This is a genomic window from Pseudomonas sp. 22189, assembly GCF_052045635.1.
Classification (GTDB): domain Bacteria; phylum Pseudomonadota; class Gammaproteobacteria; order Pseudomonadales; family Pseudomonadaceae; genus Aquipseudomonas; species Aquipseudomonas parakoreensis.
The window spans coordinates 107,599-123,311 of record NZ_JBQEPG010000012.1; the positions used below are offsets into that span (position 1 = coordinate 107,599).

25 protein-coding genes, 1 tRNA gene and 1 pseudogene are annotated in these 15,713 nt (G+C 57.6%); 16 read left to right on the forward strand and 11 right to left on the reverse strand.

Annotation, left to right across the window (positions count from 1 at the left end):
• Positions 1-59: 59 nt before the first annotated feature.
• Positions 60-269: a hypothetical protein gene (locus ACTJKS_RS15030; RefSeq protein ID WP_197868793.1), complete on the reverse strand. Its 210-nt coding sequence runs from the start codon at positions 267-269 to the stop codon at positions 60-62.
• Between the two features lie 88 nt (positions 270-357).
• On the opposite strand from ACTJKS_RS15030, the gene ACTJKS_RS15035 reads away from it, so the two are divergent.
• On the forward strand, positions 358-1,185 hold the full coding sequence (locus tag ACTJKS_RS15035) for a S24 family peptidase (protein WP_440828875.1): 828 nt from the start codon (positions 358-360) through the stop codon (positions 1,183-1,185).
• Positions 1,186-1,235: 50 nt separating this feature from the next.
• Here the strand turns inward: ACTJKS_RS15035 and ACTJKS_RS15040 are convergent, their stop codons facing one another.
• Positions 1,236-1,544 carry a DUF1654 domain-containing protein gene (locus ACTJKS_RS15040; protein ID WP_440828876.1) on the reverse strand — a complete coding sequence of 103 codons (309 nt, stop codon included), beginning with the start codon at positions 1,542-1,544 and terminating at the stop codon, positions 1,236-1,238.
• A 419-nt stretch (positions 1,545-1,963) separates the two neighbouring features.
• Between ACTJKS_RS15040 and ACTJKS_RS15045 the strand changes: the two genes are divergently transcribed.
• From ACTJKS_RS15045 to ACTJKS_RS15065, 5 genes are all read left to right on the forward strand, one after another.
• The gene (locus tag ACTJKS_RS15045; RefSeq protein ID WP_440828877.1) at positions 1,964-2,125 is read left to right on the forward strand and encodes a hypothetical protein; all 162 of its coding nucleotides are present in this window, start codon (positions 1,964-1,966) and stop codon (positions 2,123-2,125) included.
• Positions 2,126-2,460: 335 nt separating this feature from the next.
• Positions 2,461-2,823, forward strand: a complete 363-nt coding sequence (locus ACTJKS_RS15050) for a hypothetical protein (RefSeq protein ID WP_440828878.1) — start codon at positions 2,461-2,463, stop codon at positions 2,821-2,823.
• Positions 2,820-3,125 (forward strand): hypothetical protein, encoded by a 306-nt coding sequence (locus tag ACTJKS_RS15055; RefSeq protein ID WP_440828879.1) that lies wholly within the window; start codon positions 2,820-2,822, stop codon positions 3,123-3,125. The genes ACTJKS_RS15050 and ACTJKS_RS15055 overlap by 4 nt, the downstream gene beginning before the upstream one ends.
• Before the next feature lie 81 nt (positions 3,126-3,206).
• A complete protein-coding gene (locus ACTJKS_RS15060; protein WP_440828880.1) occupies positions 3,207-3,443 on the forward strand; it encodes a hypothetical protein in 237 nt (78 codons plus the stop codon).
• A gap of 3 nt (positions 3,444-3,446) precedes the next feature.
• Complete coding sequence (locus ACTJKS_RS15065; protein WP_440828881.1) at positions 3,447-3,830, forward strand: hypothetical protein; 384 nt, start codon at positions 3,447-3,449, stop codon at positions 3,828-3,830.
• Between the two features lie 11 nt (positions 3,831-3,841).
• Here ACTJKS_RS15065 and ACTJKS_RS15070 read toward each other — a convergent pair whose 3' ends face one another.
• Complete coding sequence (locus ACTJKS_RS15070; protein ID WP_440828882.1) at positions 3,842-4,381, reverse strand: hypothetical protein; 540 nt, start codon at positions 4,379-4,381, stop codon at positions 3,842-3,844.
• Positions 4,382-4,443: 62 nt separating this feature from the next.
• Positions 4,444-5,112: a DUF2971 domain-containing protein gene (locus ACTJKS_RS15075; protein WP_440828883.1), complete on the reverse strand. Its 669-nt coding sequence runs from the start codon at positions 5,110-5,112 to the stop codon at positions 4,444-4,446.
• Between the two features lie 82 nt (positions 5,113-5,194).
• On the opposite strand from ACTJKS_RS15075, the pseudogene ACTJKS_RS15080 reads away from it, so the two are divergent.
• The 10 genes and pseudogenes from ACTJKS_RS15080 to ACTJKS_RS15125 all read left to right on the forward strand — a co-directional run bounded on the left by ACTJKS_RS15080 (position 5,195) and on the right by ACTJKS_RS15125 (position 10,684).
• Positions 5,195-5,778: pseudogene (locus ACTJKS_RS15080) on the forward strand (hypothetical protein).
• 11 nt (positions 5,779-5,789) lie between these two features.
• Positions 5,790-6,479: a hypothetical protein gene (locus tag ACTJKS_RS15085; RefSeq protein ID WP_440828884.1), complete on the forward strand. Its 690-nt coding sequence runs from the start codon at positions 5,790-5,792 to the stop codon at positions 6,477-6,479.
• An 85-nt stretch (positions 6,480-6,564) separates the two neighbouring features.
• Positions 6,565-7,149, forward strand: a complete 585-nt coding sequence (locus ACTJKS_RS15090; protein WP_440828885.1) for a hypothetical protein — start codon at positions 6,565-6,567, stop codon at positions 7,147-7,149.
• Between the two features lie 73 nt (positions 7,150-7,222).
• Positions 7,223-7,804, forward strand: a complete 582-nt coding sequence (locus ACTJKS_RS15095; RefSeq protein WP_440828886.1) for a hypothetical protein — start codon at positions 7,223-7,225, stop codon at positions 7,802-7,804.
• 85 nt (positions 7,805-7,889) lie between these two features.
• A complete protein-coding gene (locus ACTJKS_RS15100; protein WP_440828887.1) occupies positions 7,890-8,252 on the forward strand; it encodes a hypothetical protein in 363 nt (120 codons plus the stop codon).
• Positions 8,249-8,566 (forward strand): hypothetical protein, encoded by a 318-nt coding sequence (locus tag ACTJKS_RS15105; protein ID WP_440828888.1) that lies wholly within the window; start codon positions 8,249-8,251, stop codon positions 8,564-8,566. Before ACTJKS_RS15100 ends, ACTJKS_RS15105 begins: the two co-directional genes overlap by 4 nt.
• Before the next feature lie 51 nt (positions 8,567-8,617).
• A complete protein-coding gene (locus ACTJKS_RS15110; protein WP_440828889.1) occupies positions 8,618-9,112 on the forward strand; it encodes a hypothetical protein in 495 nt (164 codons plus the stop codon).
• 56 nt (positions 9,113-9,168) lie between these two features.
• Entirely contained in the window at positions 9,169-9,324 is a 156-nt protein-coding gene (locus tag ACTJKS_RS15115) for a hypothetical protein (RefSeq protein ID WP_207864970.1), read from the forward strand.
• Positions 9,325-9,359: 35 nt separating this feature from the next.
• Positions 9,360-9,572: a hypothetical protein gene (locus tag ACTJKS_RS15120; protein ID WP_197869543.1), complete on the forward strand. Its 213-nt coding sequence runs from the start codon at positions 9,360-9,362 to the stop codon at positions 9,570-9,572.
• Positions 9,572-10,684, forward strand: a complete 1,113-nt coding sequence (locus ACTJKS_RS15125) for a tyrosine-type recombinase/integrase (RefSeq protein WP_440828892.1) — start codon at positions 9,572-9,574, stop codon at positions 10,682-10,684. Before ACTJKS_RS15120 ends, ACTJKS_RS15125 begins: the two co-directional genes overlap by 1 nt.
• A gap of 89 nt (positions 10,685-10,773) precedes the next feature.
• On the opposite strand, the gene ACTJKS_RS15130 is transcribed toward ACTJKS_RS15125, so the two are convergent.
• The 7 genes from ACTJKS_RS15130 to rpmI all read right to left on the reverse strand — a co-directional run bounded on the left by ACTJKS_RS15130 (position 10,774) and on the right by rpmI (position 15,692).
• Positions 10,774-10,850 (reverse strand) — tRNA-Pro (locus ACTJKS_RS15130).
• Between the two features lie 88 nt (positions 10,851-10,938).
• Complete coding sequence (locus tag ACTJKS_RS15135; RefSeq protein ID WP_003179985.1) at positions 10,939-11,295, reverse strand: MerR family transcriptional regulator; 357 nt, start codon at positions 11,293-11,295, stop codon at positions 10,939-10,941.
• On the reverse strand, positions 11,276-11,578 hold the full coding sequence (ihfA, locus tag ACTJKS_RS15140; RefSeq protein ID WP_002553164.1) for an integration host factor subunit alpha: 303 nt from the start codon (positions 11,576-11,578) through the stop codon (positions 11,276-11,278). Before ihfA ends, ACTJKS_RS15135 begins: the two co-directional genes overlap by 20 nt.
• 3 nt (positions 11,579-11,581) lie before the next feature.
• Positions 11,582-13,960 carry a phenylalanine--tRNA ligase subunit beta gene (pheT, locus tag ACTJKS_RS15145; RefSeq protein ID WP_108183219.1) on the reverse strand — a complete coding sequence of 793 codons (2,379 nt, stop codon included), beginning with the start codon at positions 13,958-13,960 and terminating at the stop codon, positions 11,582-11,584.
• A 26-nt stretch (positions 13,961-13,986) separates the two neighbouring features.
• Complete coding sequence (gene pheS / locus ACTJKS_RS15150) at positions 13,987-15,003, reverse strand: phenylalanine--tRNA ligase subunit alpha (protein ID WP_003226365.1); 1,017 nt, start codon at positions 15,001-15,003, stop codon at positions 13,987-13,989.
• 109 nt (positions 15,004-15,112) lie between these two features.
• The gene (rplT, locus tag ACTJKS_RS15155) at positions 15,113-15,469 is read right to left on the reverse strand and encodes a 50S ribosomal protein L20 (RefSeq protein ID WP_002553161.1); all 357 of its coding nucleotides are present in this window, start codon (positions 15,467-15,469) and stop codon (positions 15,113-15,115) included.
• Positions 15,470-15,497: 28 nt separating this feature from the next.
• Positions 15,498-15,692 carry a 50S ribosomal protein L35 gene (rpmI, locus tag ACTJKS_RS15160; RefSeq protein ID WP_002553160.1) on the reverse strand — a complete coding sequence of 65 codons (195 nt, stop codon included), beginning with the start codon at positions 15,690-15,692 and terminating at the stop codon, positions 15,498-15,500.
• Positions 15,693-15,713: the final 21 nt, after the last annotated feature.

A 15,713-nucleotide genomic window follows, 5' to 3' on the forward strand; every position in this document is an offset into this window, starting at 1 on the left:
ACCTCAAAATTGTTTCCGTGGAAGCCCAGCGACACCTGGGCGATCATTTGTTCAGCGGATCAGGCAGCGGTGTTTTTCTCGGTTTCGGCTGGATCGTCTTCACGCCGAGCGATGAGCGCTCCACCAGACTCCTTTTCCAAAACGCATTGCATCGGGTAGGAGAAGCCACCCGCTGTACGGCACTGCGATACCCGGCTACCGGTTACACGCAGCGCATCGCCAATCGCGCGGCCGGTGCGGAAATGCTTCAGGGCTTCGTCGTAGGTCATGGATTGACTCCTGTGTCTTCGGCGAGTTTAGAGTTCTTAACACTACAAGGCAAGTTATCTAAACAATGAAATGTTTAGAATCCTAAATATGGAATTTAAAGACCGACTCGCGGCGCGAATGAGGGAGCTCAACCTCAACGCTACCGACCTCAGCAAACAGACCGGCGTCTCTAAGGCGACCGTCAGCTTTTGGGTGAGTGGAACAAATGGTGCGAAGGGCAAAAATTTGCTCGCCCTTGCCAGGGTGCTTGAGTGCTCCCCAGACTGGCTTTCAGATGGCACCGGTTCGCTTGGTGCAGGCACTGATGGGCAGCAGTCCGTGAGCGCTTCGACTACGGATCTGGTCGCGCAAATGCTCGCGTCTAACGCCGGTAAAAAGCTTTCGGCGAAGGCGCGGGAAACTATGCTGGCGGCGGCAGAAGAAGCAGATCACGCCGTAGAAACGAACTCATCCTACCTGCCCGCGAACTATTCCAGCCTCAAGCCCAAGCAAGAAGAGATCCTGATTCCGCAATATGACGTTCGCGGCGCAATGGGGCATGGCCAGGTGCCGACTGAGTACAACGAGGCAGTCCGCAATCTTGTCGTGAGGGAGGAAATCCTTCGTGAAAAGGGCGTTACGTACACGTCGACTACAGCTCTAGCCATGGTCACTGGTTGGGGGCAATCGATGGAGGGAACCATCAATGACAAGGACTTGGTGGTTGTAGATCGCGGAATAAAGGAGTTCGTCGGCGAGGGAATCTATCTACTGACCTGGCACCAAGAGCTGTACATCAAGCGGGTCATGCGCTTGGATGAGGACCATTACCGCCTGATCTCCGATAACCAGCACTACGAGAACCAGACGGCTCGCATTGACGACGTAGTGATTCACGCGAAGGTATTGCTCGTTTGGAATGCCCGCAAGGTCTGATCGGTGGTCGCCCGCTTGGAAGAAGCCCGCATATGCGGGCTTTTTGCTGCTCAGAACGGCGCTGACTCATCCATCAGCGTGAGCTCTTCACGCTCCTGCACCTGTGGATCGTCTTCGGATGAAGCCTCCCACCGCAGCGTTACCGACCCATCGTCGTTGAACGTCATTTCGATACCGTCGGTTTCGGATATCAGCGACATAACCTCATCCCATTCCATGTCGCCATCGCTGTCCAATTTGTGGATCGTTACCCACCGCTGCTCTTGGGCGATCGGGTGATTGATCATTGCTGAGACGCGCAAACCAAGGCGCTCTAAACCACTCACTACGTGTTTGACTGCAGGCTTCGACTTGGGCATTGGCGCTCTCCTATTGCTGTATGGATGTACAGTTTTTTAGGAGCATACCTCAGCAAATTCCACCGCGTAAGTGCTGGCAAAACGATCTCGACGAACAGCGCGCTCGCCTCATCAGTTAAGTTTTCTAAAATAAAAGTTGACGATTTCTGTTTAGTTTTCTAAATTGAATTCACCGCCGGATAACCACCGGCCTCAGCAAGGCAGCGATGAATCGGCCTCAACGATTCAGAGGGATGGCAACTGTCCCAGGGTGCGCAGCGTAAAGCCCCGAATCAGTTTTCCGGCGGACGGTGTCGCGGTCGGAGGAACAATCGACTTGACCTGATGACGGCCGCCAGCAGCGGGTCATCAGCGGAGAACATCACTGAGCAGCCTTCTCGCGAGGGCTGCTTGGGATGACAACCGACAGGTAATCAACCATGAAGAACGACAAGGCAATCGATCTGCTTGAACACCACGCCACCAACTGCGAGCAGAACGCAGTGATTCAGGAGCGTGAAGGCCAGTACGACGACGCGGCGAACAACCGCACCAACGCGGCTGATTACCGGGCGGCAATCGAATCTCTACAGGCTGAATAAATATGCTCTTCATCATCCTGATCGGCGCATCGCTGGGTCATGTGCGGCCAGAACCGCCCTGCCCTATCGCGTTGCCAACCGATCCGCAACGTGCACACCGCGAGCGATGGCGATGTACCGCCGGGGTCGCCGCGTTCTGGCGCTGAACGATCCCGCCAAAAACACATGAACCTGGAATCACTGCATCTGTTGCTACACAAAAGGCCCTCCCGTCCAGTTGGGCCTTTTCTTCGCCCGCCTTTATCCGTCAGCACTCTCCCCTGCGCCCAACGGCAATCAGCAGGCGGCGATGAGTGCTGACGAATGAACGCAACCCCACCACCGAGGGATCAGTCATGAACCAAGCCATCCGCCAAAAACAAGCTCTCCTGCAGGTGATGCGGGAGCGTGTAGCAATCTCGACTTCCGAGATGTACCAGAAGATCGGCCGAGAAGCGCCAGTGCCTGCGCCACGCTTCAACGTGATCCCCCTGGGTGGAAACCAGTTCGACGTCGTCGAGCATGACACCGGAATTTCCCGGGGCGCCCGTGAAGGGCACGACACGGCCTGCAATTACGCAAAGCAGCTCGAACAGAATGCAGACTTCTTCGAAGGCGTTCGGGCGAGCGGTAGCCACTTCGTGCGGATCCTCCTGCGCTGGACCATCGGTTGCGCGGTTCTGCTGTTTGTCTTCGCCTACTTCGGAGCGCAGCAATGATCGGCGCCCCAATGCCAGACCCGCGCGAGCAGATCACCGACCACCTGAACCGGGCGCTGGAAGAGTTCTTCGGCGCCGGCGGCAAGGCTCTGCAAATCCCCGCTGGTGTCAGTGGCGACCCAAAGCTGTCCTCCACTCCGCATCACGACCGCCTTCGCACCCAGCGGGACAAGCTCGCGCTCAAGCTGAAAAAGCTGGCCGAGGATGGGTGTTCGCTGAACAAGGCGGCGGAATCAGTTGGCATCGGCTACAAGCGAGCCCGCCTTATCGCCAGCGAGAACGGATTCAAGTTCAACTCATGAAGCGCACCACCAACCGGGCGGCCACGCGTCGCCGACAGACCTGGCTGGACTTGCCGGCCAGCGGAATTGAAGAGGTAGGCCGTGAACAACGCCCAACGCAAGTATCTGGAAGACACCCTTTTGCTCTGGAGCAAATCGATCTACATCCTCGTCGGTTTGGTTGCCATCTGGTGGCTGGCCAGCATCTGGCTGATTGATCTGCATGGCTTCGAGGATTACTACCTCGACGGCCCGGGCGCCGCAGCGTTCTGCATCAAGATCCTCCTGTTCGGATGGTCCTGCCAGTGGTTCGCTGGTTACTTGAAAGCTGGGAGGTAGGCCATGGCCGAAGAACAGGAACTTGCGCCGGAAGAACCGCAGCTGACGGCGGAAGCCATCAAACAGCGCAAGAAGCGCGAGAAGGCAGCAGCGAAGGACGCTGCATTGGGCGTCGAGAAGTTTACGGTTGAGGTCGCCGGCGTGTTCAAGCCCGACCTCAAGCGGGTCATGGTCGCCCATGGCTTCAACAACCAGCAGGAGGTGTACCAGAACCTGCTGCGGAACCTGATCGCCGCCGACTTCGAAACGCAGGCCAAGATGCTCAAGTGTGTCACGACACCTTTTGTTGTAACTGAAAAGGTGTCGCGCATTATTCAGGCAGCCGGCATGAAGTCGCTGGCCGACGATCCGCCAGAGCCTGACGACGAAATCGATATCCCGAAGTAGCGATACCCTGACTAAGAAATTGATCCTCTATGGGCTTTTGTGCCATCCGCGAAAATGCCTGTCCGAAGCATGCGCTCTGTACGCCGCAGCAGTTCGAGCTTATCAATTTGCTCTCCAACTATTCGTATCTGGCTGTGATCAACGTAATAAGGATCAGCAGCAGCCAACGACTCGGCAATATTCAAACCTACAGCGCTGCTTGTTCGAAGGGCAATCAGCAAGAAGATATCGTCACTGAAAGAGTCATCGGCGGGAGTGCTAGAAATTATTAAGTCCTCTTGGCGCCAGTCTTCTACTGTCCGTTCATGCTTGAACATTTCTGCGCGCAAAGGATCGCTAACAGTAACAGCTAGACTTTTGAACATCGTCAGCAATCGATCAATAAGAATGGCGACTCTTTCCCTTTGATGCTGCTTGCGCTTTTTCCTATCTCGACTTGCAAGCCACATTGGAACAAAGCCTGAAGCAGCAATGGCGACGACAGAGAACAACGCCTGAAGCCAGCTGGCTAAGCCTGGATGAGCTTCGATCCAGCAGAGAAAATTTTCCAACGCCAAGCGCTCCTTAATCCGGCCCCATGCCGGGCCGAACACAAATACCACGTTAGGTACAATTATTTCCACAACGATTTATCTACGCACTTTACCATCTTGTAACTTCGAAAAGCTGCTCGGACTTGAAAGCAACTGACGCTATCAACAAGTGTCCCAAGAGCTTTGTTAATATCTTCACGCCCTAGCTTTGAACTTGCCCCAACAACTACTTCTTTCAGAACCAAAGATTCATTGAACCCGGCAAAATATAGACCGCTCTCAGGATCAGGCTCTTTCAAGTCGCCGAACATTCTAACCTCTTGCTCGTAGGACCAATGTTTGTACTTTGTCATGAACATCTCTTCTGTTTGCCTTGCGAAGCCTTCAATTAAGTCTTCAGATTTCGCATCAAACTTTACGCGGCGACTTGTATATCTAACGTCCCCGACATGAGTACGCGGAACATCAAACCCCAAACAGATACCTTGATGCCTGTTCGCATAATGGGCCCACTGCACGGGACTGCTATATGACCTGCTAAAGCACAGCAGACCGCTCTTCTCTGCGACAGACTTTTTAAACTGATTAAGTTTTTTCCGAACAGTCTCATCGCCGGCGTCGTGACAAAGAAGTTCGAATGGATCGTTCAGATCCAGAAACGTTGAAACTTTTATACGGCGTCGTTCTAAGTTAGTGATTCCATGAACTTCGTTGCAAAAGTGATAAACGCGACGCATCTCAAGCCCCATGCCTTGCTCCTCAGATTTACCGAACTGTAACTCCCTTACCACACTTTACCGCCCGGGCATGCCCCGGCATAGGACGCCATCCATGCTGAACATCTTCTGGCGAATTATCGCCAAGGTACTCGCGCGCCCGGCCATCGCCGACTGGCTCATCGCCCGCGCCAAGCTCACCCCGTACCAGCACATCATGTCCGCAGACGGCACCGAGATGTACATGGGCCGCTGGTGGCTGTTCAACCCGTACAGCCGGGAGACGCACAAGGCGAGGTTCTGGTGGTGCCCGTGGTCGTTCCGGATCCACCACATCCTGCGCGAGGACACCGACCGGGACTTGCATGATCACCCGTGGAACGCCCGGACGATCATCCTGCACGGCTGGTACACGGAGCAGCGGCTGCTTCAGCCAGATGATCCGATACTTCACCAGCTGCTGATGAAAGCCTCCGAGCTGCGCCAGTCGTTCGACGCTGCCTTCCAGGCTACCGAGTACATCGAGCGCCAGCCAGGCGACCCCGCCCGCCTCAACCACGGCGAATACACCGCATCGACCAGGTATCCCCCGGCGGCGTCTTCACCCTCTTCATCACCAGCAAGTGGCGCGGTGACTGGGGATTCCTCGTAAAGGGCGTGAAGGTGCCTTGGCGCACCTACACAGGCACCGATAACTGATCGGAGATTGCATGATGCGCAACATCAAAACACGTGATGGCTTCGAGTTCTGGGACAAACTGAACGCCCTTCCGCGATACGCCTTCCTCCTTTCGCCGTCGGGCAAGTCGGTGCAGAAATTCGAAGACCAAGCCATGGGCAACTGGATCGACGTGCACGAAGCTCAGAAGATTGTCGACCAGGCAGAGGAGCGAATCAGCGAGCGTCAGGACGAGCTGGGTGAAGCGAGCCGCAAGCTTGAGAAATTCTACTCGCGAAGCCACGGCATAAAGAATTTGTCCGCCATCGAGAAACGTGATGATCAGCTTGCCGCGGCCCAGTTGAAGATCAACCAAATGCAGCAGAGCCTGAACGCGGCGGATCAGCGGATTGATGAGCTCGAGCGGGACAAGGCACGGCTGGATGCTCTGGAATCGAACTGCTGGGATATCCGCTTCGGCAGCAGTCCCAACGGTGATGCCGGCGACAGCAGCATCAACATCGAGGTCGTCGGCCATTGGATGGATCAGCCGGTCGAGCGCGTTATCGGCGAGAACTACAGCGAGAACCTTCGCGCGGCGATTGACCAGGCCATGTCGGCGCCGGCGTATCCGCCCGCGAGGCCGGAATACCCGGATCTGGAAGAATTGGTCGAGCGAGACCACCAGATCCCCGGCACATCGGGCATGCGCCTGAACATGCTGGCCAACCAGGGCGAATAAACCGGGTGGAGTACATCTGTACTCCATCGCAAATCTACTCCCCCCCCCCTTCAAAGTCAGCCGCTATAGCGGCAAGGACGAAGTCATGCCTGAACAAAAAGTCGTGATGTACGAATCCCCGGAAGCCGCCAGTATTCAAACCCTGACTGGCTGGGTCGCCGCCGATGGCCGCTTCTGGGGTAACGATGAACACATGGCCCGCTGGTGCGGCGCCACCCATCGTCGCTGTGAGAAGAATCCAGAACACGCCATCTACGAGGTCCGAAGCTACTGCCGTGAGTGCTACGAAGAAAGCCGCCAAGCGAAATTCGTAGCCATGCCAGTCAAGGAATGGGCCGGCGAGCCCCTGGTCATCTTCGACGGCGACCGGTACTTCTTCGACGAAGACAGTCTGCGCGATTACCTGATCGACAGCGATATCGAACTGGCTGACGTGCAGCTCTGCATCTGCGAGCCGAACTATCCCCGCGAAATCGACCCTGAAGACCATTTCATCGACGACCTTCCGGAAGATGGCGAGATCCGCGATGACCAACTGCTTGCGGCATTCGATCTGCTGAACGAGATGATCCGCCAATCTCAACCGCTGTCGTGGTCGGAAGGCGAGTTCGCCGCCCGCCTTCCGCAGTCGCTTATCGATGAGGTCACCGCAGCGAGGGCGGCGCAATGATCACGAAGTGCGTACTTGGCTGCACCCTCTTCTTCTGGCTTCCATTGGCCCTGACCATAAAGGCGGTGATCGGATGATTATCGATGACGTAATGACGGACAAAATCACACTGCACGGGCTCGGCTTCGTGCAGGTCCAGCTCCAGGGTGGCCAGCGGCTGCACGTTTGGCACCCTGAGTTACCGCGCCGGGCCTGCTTCGAGCACTCGGCGATCCACAACCACCGGTTCGACTTCGAGTCGCGCGTCTTGGTCGGCACGCAAATCAACATCCTCTACGCCGATTTCCCTGCGGCGTCAGCCTGCTTCATCAAGGAAACCCACGAACTCTATCTGCATGAGGGTGCGAGAACGGCGCGTGGCGGTCGCCCCTGGACGCCGAATGGACGGGTTGATATGCGCGAAATATACAGCCAAGCGGTATCCGCTGGATCGACCTACAGCATGAAGGCCTACGACTTTCATCGCACTGAACCCGGCGGTGACGGAAAGGTGGCGACGATCTTGAAGAAAGGGTTTGAGGGTCAGAAAGGTGCGCAGTCCAGTTGCGTCATCGGCATCGAGCCCGACACAGACTTCGACCGGTTCCAGTGGTCGCCCGCGCAACTCTGGGAGGTCGTCAGCGATGTGCTGCTGGGCCAGAAGGTGACTCCATGATCTTCCTGATTCCCGCCCTGCTCCCCGTTCTCACGGTAGGCTCCCCGCTCTACATGGTCTACCTCATCTACAAGGGGCCGTGGCGATGAAAGCTCGCATCGAGAAGAAACTCAGCAAGCGGCTCGTGCTGATTCATCCGGCGCTGTATCGCGACGCTTGGATTGATGAGGATGTTTCAGAACGCGCTTACGAACAGGGTGTTCGCGTTAGCCACTACCCAAGCGTTGGCGGCGGCCTGGACTACTGGGGCGAAGGCCAAGATGCCTACACCGTTTGGGAAGACTGGAGGATGAACTGGGAGTGGCACGGTCCATTCGATACCTTCCCCGCCGATCATCCATTTGAAGATTGCCCGGACACTGGAAACTTCAGACCGACCACGCGAAATCTGCTGAAGCTGGCGGCCGACTGTGAGCTTGCCGAGCGAGCCAAGGCGCGCCCGCGATGAACCACATGGTCAGCGTCCGCACCGAGGAACTGGCCGGCCCGGCGCTGGACTGGGCAATCAACGCGATCGAGGGTGAGCAGCACCCGGCCGCCGGTCAGATGGACCTCTTCGCCCTGCCCGACGCCGAGCAGCTGATCATGAAGTACTGCGTCTGGGTCGATGGCGGCCACCGGCACCCGTGGCTGGCTGACGCGACAAACGATCCGTTCAACCGCCAGCCCGGCGAAACCCGGGCAATCGCCGTGTTCCGCGCCGTGGTCTTCGCCAAGCGCGGCGCAGCGGTGAAGGTCCCCGCCGAACTCATCCAGCAGTAACCCCTCCCCCTACTCAACAGCCTGCCGGTGTACGGCGGGCGAGGTATTTGTATGTCCGCACTGAACCGCTTCCACGAAACAGCGAGCGATGCGCTGGAGAAGATCGGCGCCTGTCTTCCCGAAGGCGCCAAGCTCTGCCTGACCATCTACACCCCCGAGAAACCAGAGCTCGACATCGTGCTGCAGGACAAAGGGCTCGACCTGAACGAGGTGGTTTCCACGCTGCGGCGGCGCGGCCTGAGCATCGACGGCGACAACGCCTACAAGCGCGACTTGCTCGACGCTGTGGTCGGAGCGCTGGCCCTCGGCGCGCAGAACAGCAACCCACCACCGGCCAGTCATTGGGGCCAGCGTTTCTGGGATATAGGACGGGAGGAACGCGGGCTCCACGAAGAACTGGTCGCCGCACTGAAGCTCACCCGCGAGAACCTGCGCGCGTGCCAGGCAACCATCCACTTGGCCGGCGGATTCGACCCCGCCTACGTCAATGACGCGCAGGCCGCCATGGCGGTTGCCGACGCAGTGCTGGCCAGGGCCGGCGCGTAACACACCACCTTCTGCCGCCCCGCGCGGCACCGCCCACCCGGGCAAGGAAGTGCGCCATGACCATCACGAAGATCATCAAGGGCCCGCACCGCTTCGGCGGCTTCTGGTGGGTCATCGCCGACTGCGGCGGAAAGGTTCAGCACATCTGCCGCCGCACCGAACAACAGGCTCGCGCCATCGCCCCAGGGCAGGACAGCGTGACCCTTCATTAAAACCTTCTGCCGCCGCCGGCGGCGTGGAGAACCCCATGAAAAAAGAGCTGATCAAAATCAGTGAGTTCCAGCGCCGTCGCTGGGGCGAGAACGGCACGCCTCCGTGCCCCCAAGCGATCCGCAACTACATCCGGAACGGTCAGGTGCCCGGCGAGCAGATCGGCAAACTCTGGTACGTTGACTGGACGGCGTTCAGCAAGTCAGCAGGGAACGACCTGGTCGCGATGGTATTGAAAGGAGCTGCATGATGGTCCCACGGCCGCGCAACAAGGCGAACAAGAACCTTCCGCAGAACCTGTACTTCGATTCGCGGCGTTCGAGCTATCGCTACCGGCGGCCCACCGACGGTAAGTGGTTCCAGTTCGGGTCTGACCGGATCAAGGCGATCGATGCCGCAAAGCAGTTGAATCTGGAGTTCATGCGCGGCGCTGACCTGATCGGCGCCGTAATGGGCAGCGCATCCGAATCGTTCGCTGGCTTCCTGGACACATACGAGCGTGACGTGCTGCCGCCACGGGAACTGGCGAAAGGGACCCTAGGCCTATACGCCGTACACTTTCGCCGTTTCCGGAAGCAGTTCGAAGGAAAAGCGGTCGACCAGATCACGATCCGCATGATCGCCGAGATGCTGGACGCCCTGACGCCGCGCACCGCCAACCAATGCCGCGCCCTGCTGATCGACATCTTCAACCACGCAGCGGCCAAAGGACTTTGCCCAGACAACCCAGCGGCCAGCACCATCAACCGAATTGAGAAGAAGCAGCGCAAACGGCACACCGTCGAAGGCCTGAAAGCCATCCGGGAGAATTCGCCGTTCTGGCTGCAAAACGCTATCGACTTGGCACTGATCACCGCGCAGCGCCGGACGGACATCTTGAATATGCGATTCGACGGTGTTCGGGAAGGTTTTTTGTATGTGGTGCAGCAGAAGACGGCCAAAGCCAGTGATGCGGCGTGGATCCGGTTCAAAGTGACCGAAGAACTCCAGGCCGTTATCAGTCGGTGCCGGGATGACATCGTTTCCCCTTACCTGATCCATCGCCGGCCAGACCGCAAAAAGCAGAAGCAGGCGCAGACGAAGGACCATTGGACTCAGGTCGAAGAACGATATTTGACGCGAGCCTTCAAAGAGGCCCGGGAAGCGGCGGGTTGTTACAAGGGATGGAAAGAGGAGGAAATGCCGGGCTTCCACGAAGTGCGTGCGCTGTCGCTACACCTGTACCAGAAAGCCGGAAAGGACGGCCAGAAGATCGCCGGCCACGCCAGCGAAACCATGACTAAAAACTACCAGAAGGACCACGCCGAGATCGTCTGGTCGGAGGCAATTCCAGACCTCAATATCAGCGAAATTACCGGGTAGTTTTGCGCAAGTTTTGCGCGGGTTTTGCGCAGGCACAAAAAAGCCGATCTAGATGATCGGCTTAAGTGTCTGATTTTAATCAGGAATAATGGTCGGGACGGAGTGATTCGAACACTCGACCCCTAGCACCCCATGCTAGTGCGCTACCGGACTGCGCTACGCCCCGACTGGTTTGAAACCTGCCCTTCATCTCGAAGAGCGCTCAAGAATATAGCGCAAGCTTTTGAAAACTGGAAGTATTCAAACGCAGCTTTTTATTTCTTGAGCACCACCAGTACATCTTCAAGCTCAGCGATCATCTGGCGGATCATTTGCTTGTATTGAGTGGTGTCGTCTTTGGCTTCATCGCCGGACAAACGCAGGCGCGCGCCGCCGATGGTGAAACCCTGATCGTAAAGGAGCGCGCGGATCTGCCGGATCATCAGCACGTCCTGGCGCTGATAATACCGGCGGTTTCCGCGGCGTTTGACGGGGTTGAGCTGAGGAAACTCCTGCTCCCAGTAGCGCAGCACGTGTGGTTTTACCGCACACAGCTCGCTGACTTCACCAATGGTGAAGTAGCGTTTGCCTGGGATGACGGGTAGTTCGTCGTTATGACTTGGTTCCAGCATAAGCCTCAACTCGGGCCTTCAACTTCTGCCCTGGACGAAAGGTGACCACACGGCGAGCCGTGATCGGGATTTCTTCCCCCGTTTTCGGGTTGCGGCCAGGCCGCTGGCGTTTGTCCCGAAGGTCGAAATTGCCGAAACCCGACAATTTGACCTGCTCGTTGTCTTCAAGAGCGTGCCTGATTTCCTCGAAAAACAGTTCGACCAATTCCTTGGCTTCCCGCTTGTTCAGGCCCAGCTCTTCATACAGACGTTCCGCCATCTCAGCTTTCGTCAAAGCCCCCATACGTCACTTCCTTAACGTGGCGTTCAACCTTTGTTCGAGCGAGGTGAGGATATTTTGCGTCGTCGAATTCACCTCATCGTCATTAAGAGTGCGCGATGGATGCTGCCAGGTCAAGCCAACTGCAAGGCTTTTTCTATCAGGATCAATGCCTTTACCCTGATACACGTCAAACAGCCTGAGATCCGTGAGCCATTCGCCTGCATTTTCACGGATTACGTCGAGTACAGCCGAGGCCGCGACGTCTTTGTGCGCGATCAGTGCAAGGTCACGACGCACTTCAGGAAAACGCGACAACTCGTGGAATTGCGGCATTTTTCCGGAAGCGACTTCAGCCAAAACCAGCTCGAAGACGAATACCGGACGATCCAGGCCCAAGGCTTTGGACAGTTCAGGGTGAATCGCACCGATGAAGCCGACTTCACGCCCATCACGTTCAATGCGCGCGGTTTGACCCGGGTGCAGCGCCGGATGTTTGCCCGGAGTGAAAGTGAAGGCATCCAACGCACCGGCATAACCCAGCACCGCTTCGACGTCAGCTTTCACATCGAAGAAATCGATGCTGTCGCGACCCTGTGCCCAACCTTCCGGCAGACGGCTGCCGCAAACGACACCCGAGAGCATCGGCTCTTGTTTCAGACCTTCCAGCTGACCGACGAAGCGCAGACCGCTTTCGAACAGACGCACACGATCCTGCTGACGGTTCAGGTTGTGCTGCAACGCCTTGACCAGGCCCGGCCACAGCGACGAGCGCATGGCAGCCATGTCATTGGAAATCGGGTTGGCCAGCAGCAGCGGCTCAACGCCCGGGTTGAACAGTTCAAACTGCTTGGGATCGATGAAGCTGTAAGTGATCGCTTCCTGATAACCACGAGCAACCAGCAGACGACGCAACTCAGGCAACTCGCTGCGTGCTTCAGCTTTGGCTTGTGGCGCCAGACGCGCTTGCGGGTAACGAACCGGCAGACGGTTGTAGCCGTACAGACGCGCCAGCTCTTCGATCAGATCGACTTCAAGGCTGATGTCGAAGCGATGGCTTGGCACTTCTACGCGCCACTGCCCTGCTCCATCAGCGGAAATCTTCAGGCCCAGGGCGCTGAGCAGACGCTCGACCTGCGCCGAATCCATTTCCATCCCCAGCATCTGGGTGATGCGCTGTGCACGCAGGGTGATCGGCGCGATCGACGGCAGGTGTTGCTCGCTGACGGTCTCGATGATCGGGCCGGCTTCACCACCGGCGATTTCCAGCAACAGGCCAGTGGCGCGCTCCATGGCTTCACGGGCCAGTTGCCAGTCCACACCACGCTCATAACGATGCGAAGCGTCGGTGTGCAGGCCGTAGGAGCGAGCCTTGCCAGCCACAGCGATCTGGTCGAAGAACGCACTTTCCAGGAAAACGTCGCGCGTAGTCGCGGACACACCGCTGTGTTCGCCCCCCATTACGCCGGCAATCGCCAGAGCGCGAGTATGGTCGGCAATCACCAGCGTATCGCTACGCAGGCTGACTTCCTGACCGTCGAGCAGCACCAGCTTCTCGCCGTCTTCCGCCATACGCACGCGGATGCCACCGTTGATTTCGGCGAGATCGAACGCGTGCAGCGGCTGACCCAGCTCGAGCATCACGTAATTGGTGATGTCGACGGCAGCGTCGATACTGCGCACTTCGGCGCGGCGCAGTCGTTCAACCATCCACAGCGGGGTCGGCTTGGACAGGTCAACGTTACGGATGACACGCCCCAGGTAACGCGGGCAAGCGGCAGGCGCCAGCACGTCTACCGGACGTACTTCGTCGTGCACAGCCGGAATCGCCATGACCACCGGACGGGTAACCGGAGCGGCGTACAGCGCACCCACTTCACGGGCCAGACCGGCCAGCGACAGGCAGTCGCCACGGTTCGGGGTCAGGTCGACCTCGATGCTGGCGTCTTCCAGATCCAGATACACACGGAAATCTTCGCCCACCGGCGCATCGGCCGGCAGTTCCATCAGACCGTCGTTGCCTTCACCAATCTGCAGCTCGGCTTGCGAGCACAACATGCCGTTGGACTCGACGCCGCGCAGCTTGGCCTTCTTGATCTTGAAGTCGCCCGGCAGTTCGGCACCGATCATGGCGAACGGAATCTTCAGGCCCGGACGCACGTTTGGCGCACCGCACACGACCTGGAAGGTTTCCGCACCATTGCTGACCTGGCACACACGCAGCTTGTCGGCGTCAGGGTGTTGCTCGGTGCTCAGCACCTCGCCGACGACCACGCCGCTGAATACACCGGCGGCCGGGGTCACGCTATCGACCTCCAGACCCGCCATCGACAGACGAGCAACCAGCTCGTCGCGACTTACCTGCGGGCTAACCCAGCCACGCAGCCATTGTTCACTGAATTTCATCCTGCTCTCCTAAGAATTCGTTACGACTAGCGAAATTGCGCGAGGAACCGCAAGTCGTTGTCGAAGAACAGACGCAAGTCGTTCACGCCGTAACGGAGCATGGCCAGACGCTCGACACCCATGCCGAAGGCAAAACCGGAGAACTCTTCCGGATCGATGCCGGACATGCGCAGCACGTTCGGGTGCACCATGCCGCAGCCCATGACTTCCAGCCAGCCGGTCTGCTTGCAGACGCGGCAGCCTTTACCGCTGCACATCACGCATTCCATATCGACTTCAGCGGATGGCTCGGTGAACGGGAAGTAAGAAGGACGGAAACGTACGGCCAGCTCTTTCTCGAAGAACACCCGCAGGAATTCTTCGATGGTGCCTTTGAGATCGGCGAAATTGATATCGCGATCGACCAGCAGGCCTTCGACCTGGTGGAACATCGGCGAGTGGGTGATATCGGAGTCGCTGCGATACACACGGCCTGGGCAGACGATGCGGATCGGCGGTTGCTTGGACTCCATGGTGCGGACCTGTACCGGCGAGGTATGGGTGCGCAGCAACATGTTCGCGTTGAAATAGAAGGTGTCATGCATCGACCGGGCCGGGTGGTGGCCTGGGATGTTGAGCGCTTCGAAGTTGTGATAGTCGTCTTCGACCTCAGGGCCTTCGGCGATGCCGTAGCCGATGCGGGTGAAGAACTGCTCGACTCGTTCCAGAGTCCGGGTCACCGGATGCAGACCACCGGAGGTCTGGCCACGGCCCGGCAACGTCACGTCAATAGATTCGGCAGACAGTTTGGCAGCCAGTTCGGCTTCTTCAAACAGAGCCATGCGCGCATTGAGAACGCCTGTAACACGCTCCTTGGCAACGTTGATCAGGGCGCCGACTTGCGGACGCTCTTCTGCCGGCAAATTCCCCAGGGTCTTCATCACCTGAGTCAATTCACCTTTTTTGCCAAGGTATTGAACCCGGATTTGCTCCAGGGCATTGATATCTTCAGCGCTTTGCACAGCCTCTAGTGCTTGAGAGACCAGCGCATCCAGGTTTTCCATGTACAGACTCCAGATACAAAATAGGGGAAGAGCTTGAAGGCTCTTCCCCTATTTATGACGTTTAACACCTGACCCCACAGAGGTGGGGCCGGGTGACTGTCGGGGGTACTTAAGCCAAGGTGGCTTTAGCTTTCTCGACAATCGCAGCAAACGCCGCTTTTTCGTTCACTGCCAGATCAGCCAGAACCTTACGGTCGATCTCGATGGACGCTTTTTTCAGGCCAGCGATGAAACGGCTGTAGGACAGACCGTTAACACGAGCACCAGCGTTGATACGAGCGATCCACAGAGCGCGGAACTGACGTTTTTTCTGACGACGGTCACGGTAGGCGTATTGGCCTGCCTTGATTACCGCTTGCTTGGCAACACGGAATACGCGGGAGCGTGCGCCGTAGTAGCCTTTAGCAAGTTTCAGAATTTTTTTGTGACGCTTACGGGCAATGACGCCACGCTTTACACGAGCCATGAGTTACTTCCTCTATTCTTGACTAAAATTAACGAAGGCGCAGCATGCGCTCGACTTTTGCCACGTCAGACGGATGCAGCAAGCTGCTACCGCGCAGTTGACGCTTACGCTTGGTCGACATTTTGGTCAGGATGTGGCTCTTGAAAGCGTGCTTGTGCTTGATACCGTTAGCAGTTTTCAGAAACCGCTTAGCAGCACCACTTTTGGTTTTCATTTTTGGCATGTTCGGATACTCCGCATTCAG

Excerpts from the sequence above, each read along its gene's own strand:
- ACTJKS_RS15030 (WP_197868793.1), bottom strand. The coding sequence starts at position 269 with ATGACCTACGACGAAGCCCTGAAGCATTTCCGCACCGGCCGCGCGATT.
- ACTJKS_RS15035 (WP_440828875.1), top strand. The coding sequence starts at position 358 with ATGGAATTTAAAGACCGACTCGCGGCGCGAATGAGGGAGCTCAACCTC.
- ACTJKS_RS15040 (WP_440828876.1), bottom strand. The coding sequence starts at position 1,544 with ATGCCCAAGTCGAAGCCTGCAGTCAAACACGTAGTGAGTGGTTTAGAG.
- ACTJKS_RS15045 (WP_440828877.1), top strand. The coding sequence starts at position 1,964 with ATGAAGAACGACAAGGCAATCGATCTGCTTGAACACCACGCCACCAAC.
- ACTJKS_RS15050 (WP_440828878.1), top strand. The coding sequence starts at position 2,461 with ATGAACCAAGCCATCCGCCAAAAACAAGCTCTCCTGCAGGTGATGCGG.
- ACTJKS_RS15055 (WP_440828879.1), top strand. The coding sequence starts at position 2,820 with ATGATCGGCGCCCCAATGCCAGACCCGCGCGAGCAGATCACCGACCAC.
- ACTJKS_RS15065 (WP_440828881.1), top strand. The coding sequence starts at position 3,447 with ATGGCCGAAGAACAGGAACTTGCGCCGGAAGAACCGCAGCTGACGGCG.
- ACTJKS_RS15075 (WP_440828883.1), bottom strand. The coding sequence starts at position 5,112 with ATGGGGCTTGAGATGCGTCGCGTTTATCACTTTTGCAACGAAGTTCAT.
- ACTJKS_RS15085 (WP_440828884.1), top strand. The coding sequence starts at position 5,790 with ATGATGCGCAACATCAAAACACGTGATGGCTTCGAGTTCTGGGACAAA.
- ACTJKS_RS15090 (WP_440828885.1), top strand. The coding sequence starts at position 6,565 with ATGCCTGAACAAAAAGTCGTGATGTACGAATCCCCGGAAGCCGCCAGT.
- ACTJKS_RS15095 (WP_440828886.1), top strand. The coding sequence starts at position 7,223 with ATGATTATCGATGACGTAATGACGGACAAAATCACACTGCACGGGCTC.
- ACTJKS_RS15100 (WP_440828887.1), top strand. The coding sequence starts at position 7,890 with ATGAAAGCTCGCATCGAGAAGAAACTCAGCAAGCGGCTCGTGCTGATT.
- ACTJKS_RS15105 (WP_440828888.1), top strand. The coding sequence starts at position 8,249 with ATGAACCACATGGTCAGCGTCCGCACCGAGGAACTGGCCGGCCCGGCG.
- ACTJKS_RS15110 (WP_440828889.1), top strand. The coding sequence starts at position 8,618 with ATGTCCGCACTGAACCGCTTCCACGAAACAGCGAGCGATGCGCTGGAG.
- ACTJKS_RS15115 (WP_207864970.1), top strand. The coding sequence starts at position 9,169 with ATGACCATCACGAAGATCATCAAGGGCCCGCACCGCTTCGGCGGCTTC.
- ACTJKS_RS15120 (WP_197869543.1), top strand. The coding sequence starts at position 9,360 with ATGAAAAAAGAGCTGATCAAAATCAGTGAGTTCCAGCGCCGTCGCTGG.
- ACTJKS_RS15125 (WP_440828892.1), top strand. The coding sequence starts at position 9,572 with ATGGTCCCACGGCCGCGCAACAAGGCGAACAAGAACCTTCCGCAGAAC.
- ACTJKS_RS15135 (WP_003179985.1), bottom strand. The coding sequence starts at position 11,295 with ATGCTGGAACCAAGTCATAACGACGAACTACCCGTCATCCCAGGCAAA.
- ihfA (WP_002553164.1), bottom strand. The coding sequence starts at position 11,578 with ATGGGGGCTTTGACGAAAGCTGAGATGGCGGAACGTCTGTATGAAGAG.
- pheT (WP_108183219.1), bottom strand. The coding sequence starts at position 13,960 with ATGAAATTCAGTGAACAATGGCTGCGTGGCTGGGTTAGCCCGCAGGTA.
- pheS (WP_003226365.1), bottom strand. The coding sequence starts at position 15,003 with ATGGAAAACCTGGATGCGCTGGTCTCTCAAGCACTAGAGGCTGTGCAA.
- rplT (WP_002553161.1), bottom strand. The coding sequence starts at position 15,469 with ATGGCTCGTGTAAAGCGTGGCGTCATTGCCCGTAAGCGTCACAAAAAA.
- rpmI (WP_002553160.1), bottom strand. The coding sequence starts at position 15,692 with ATGCCAAAAATGAAAACCAAAAGTGGTGCTGCTAAGCGGTTTCTGAAA.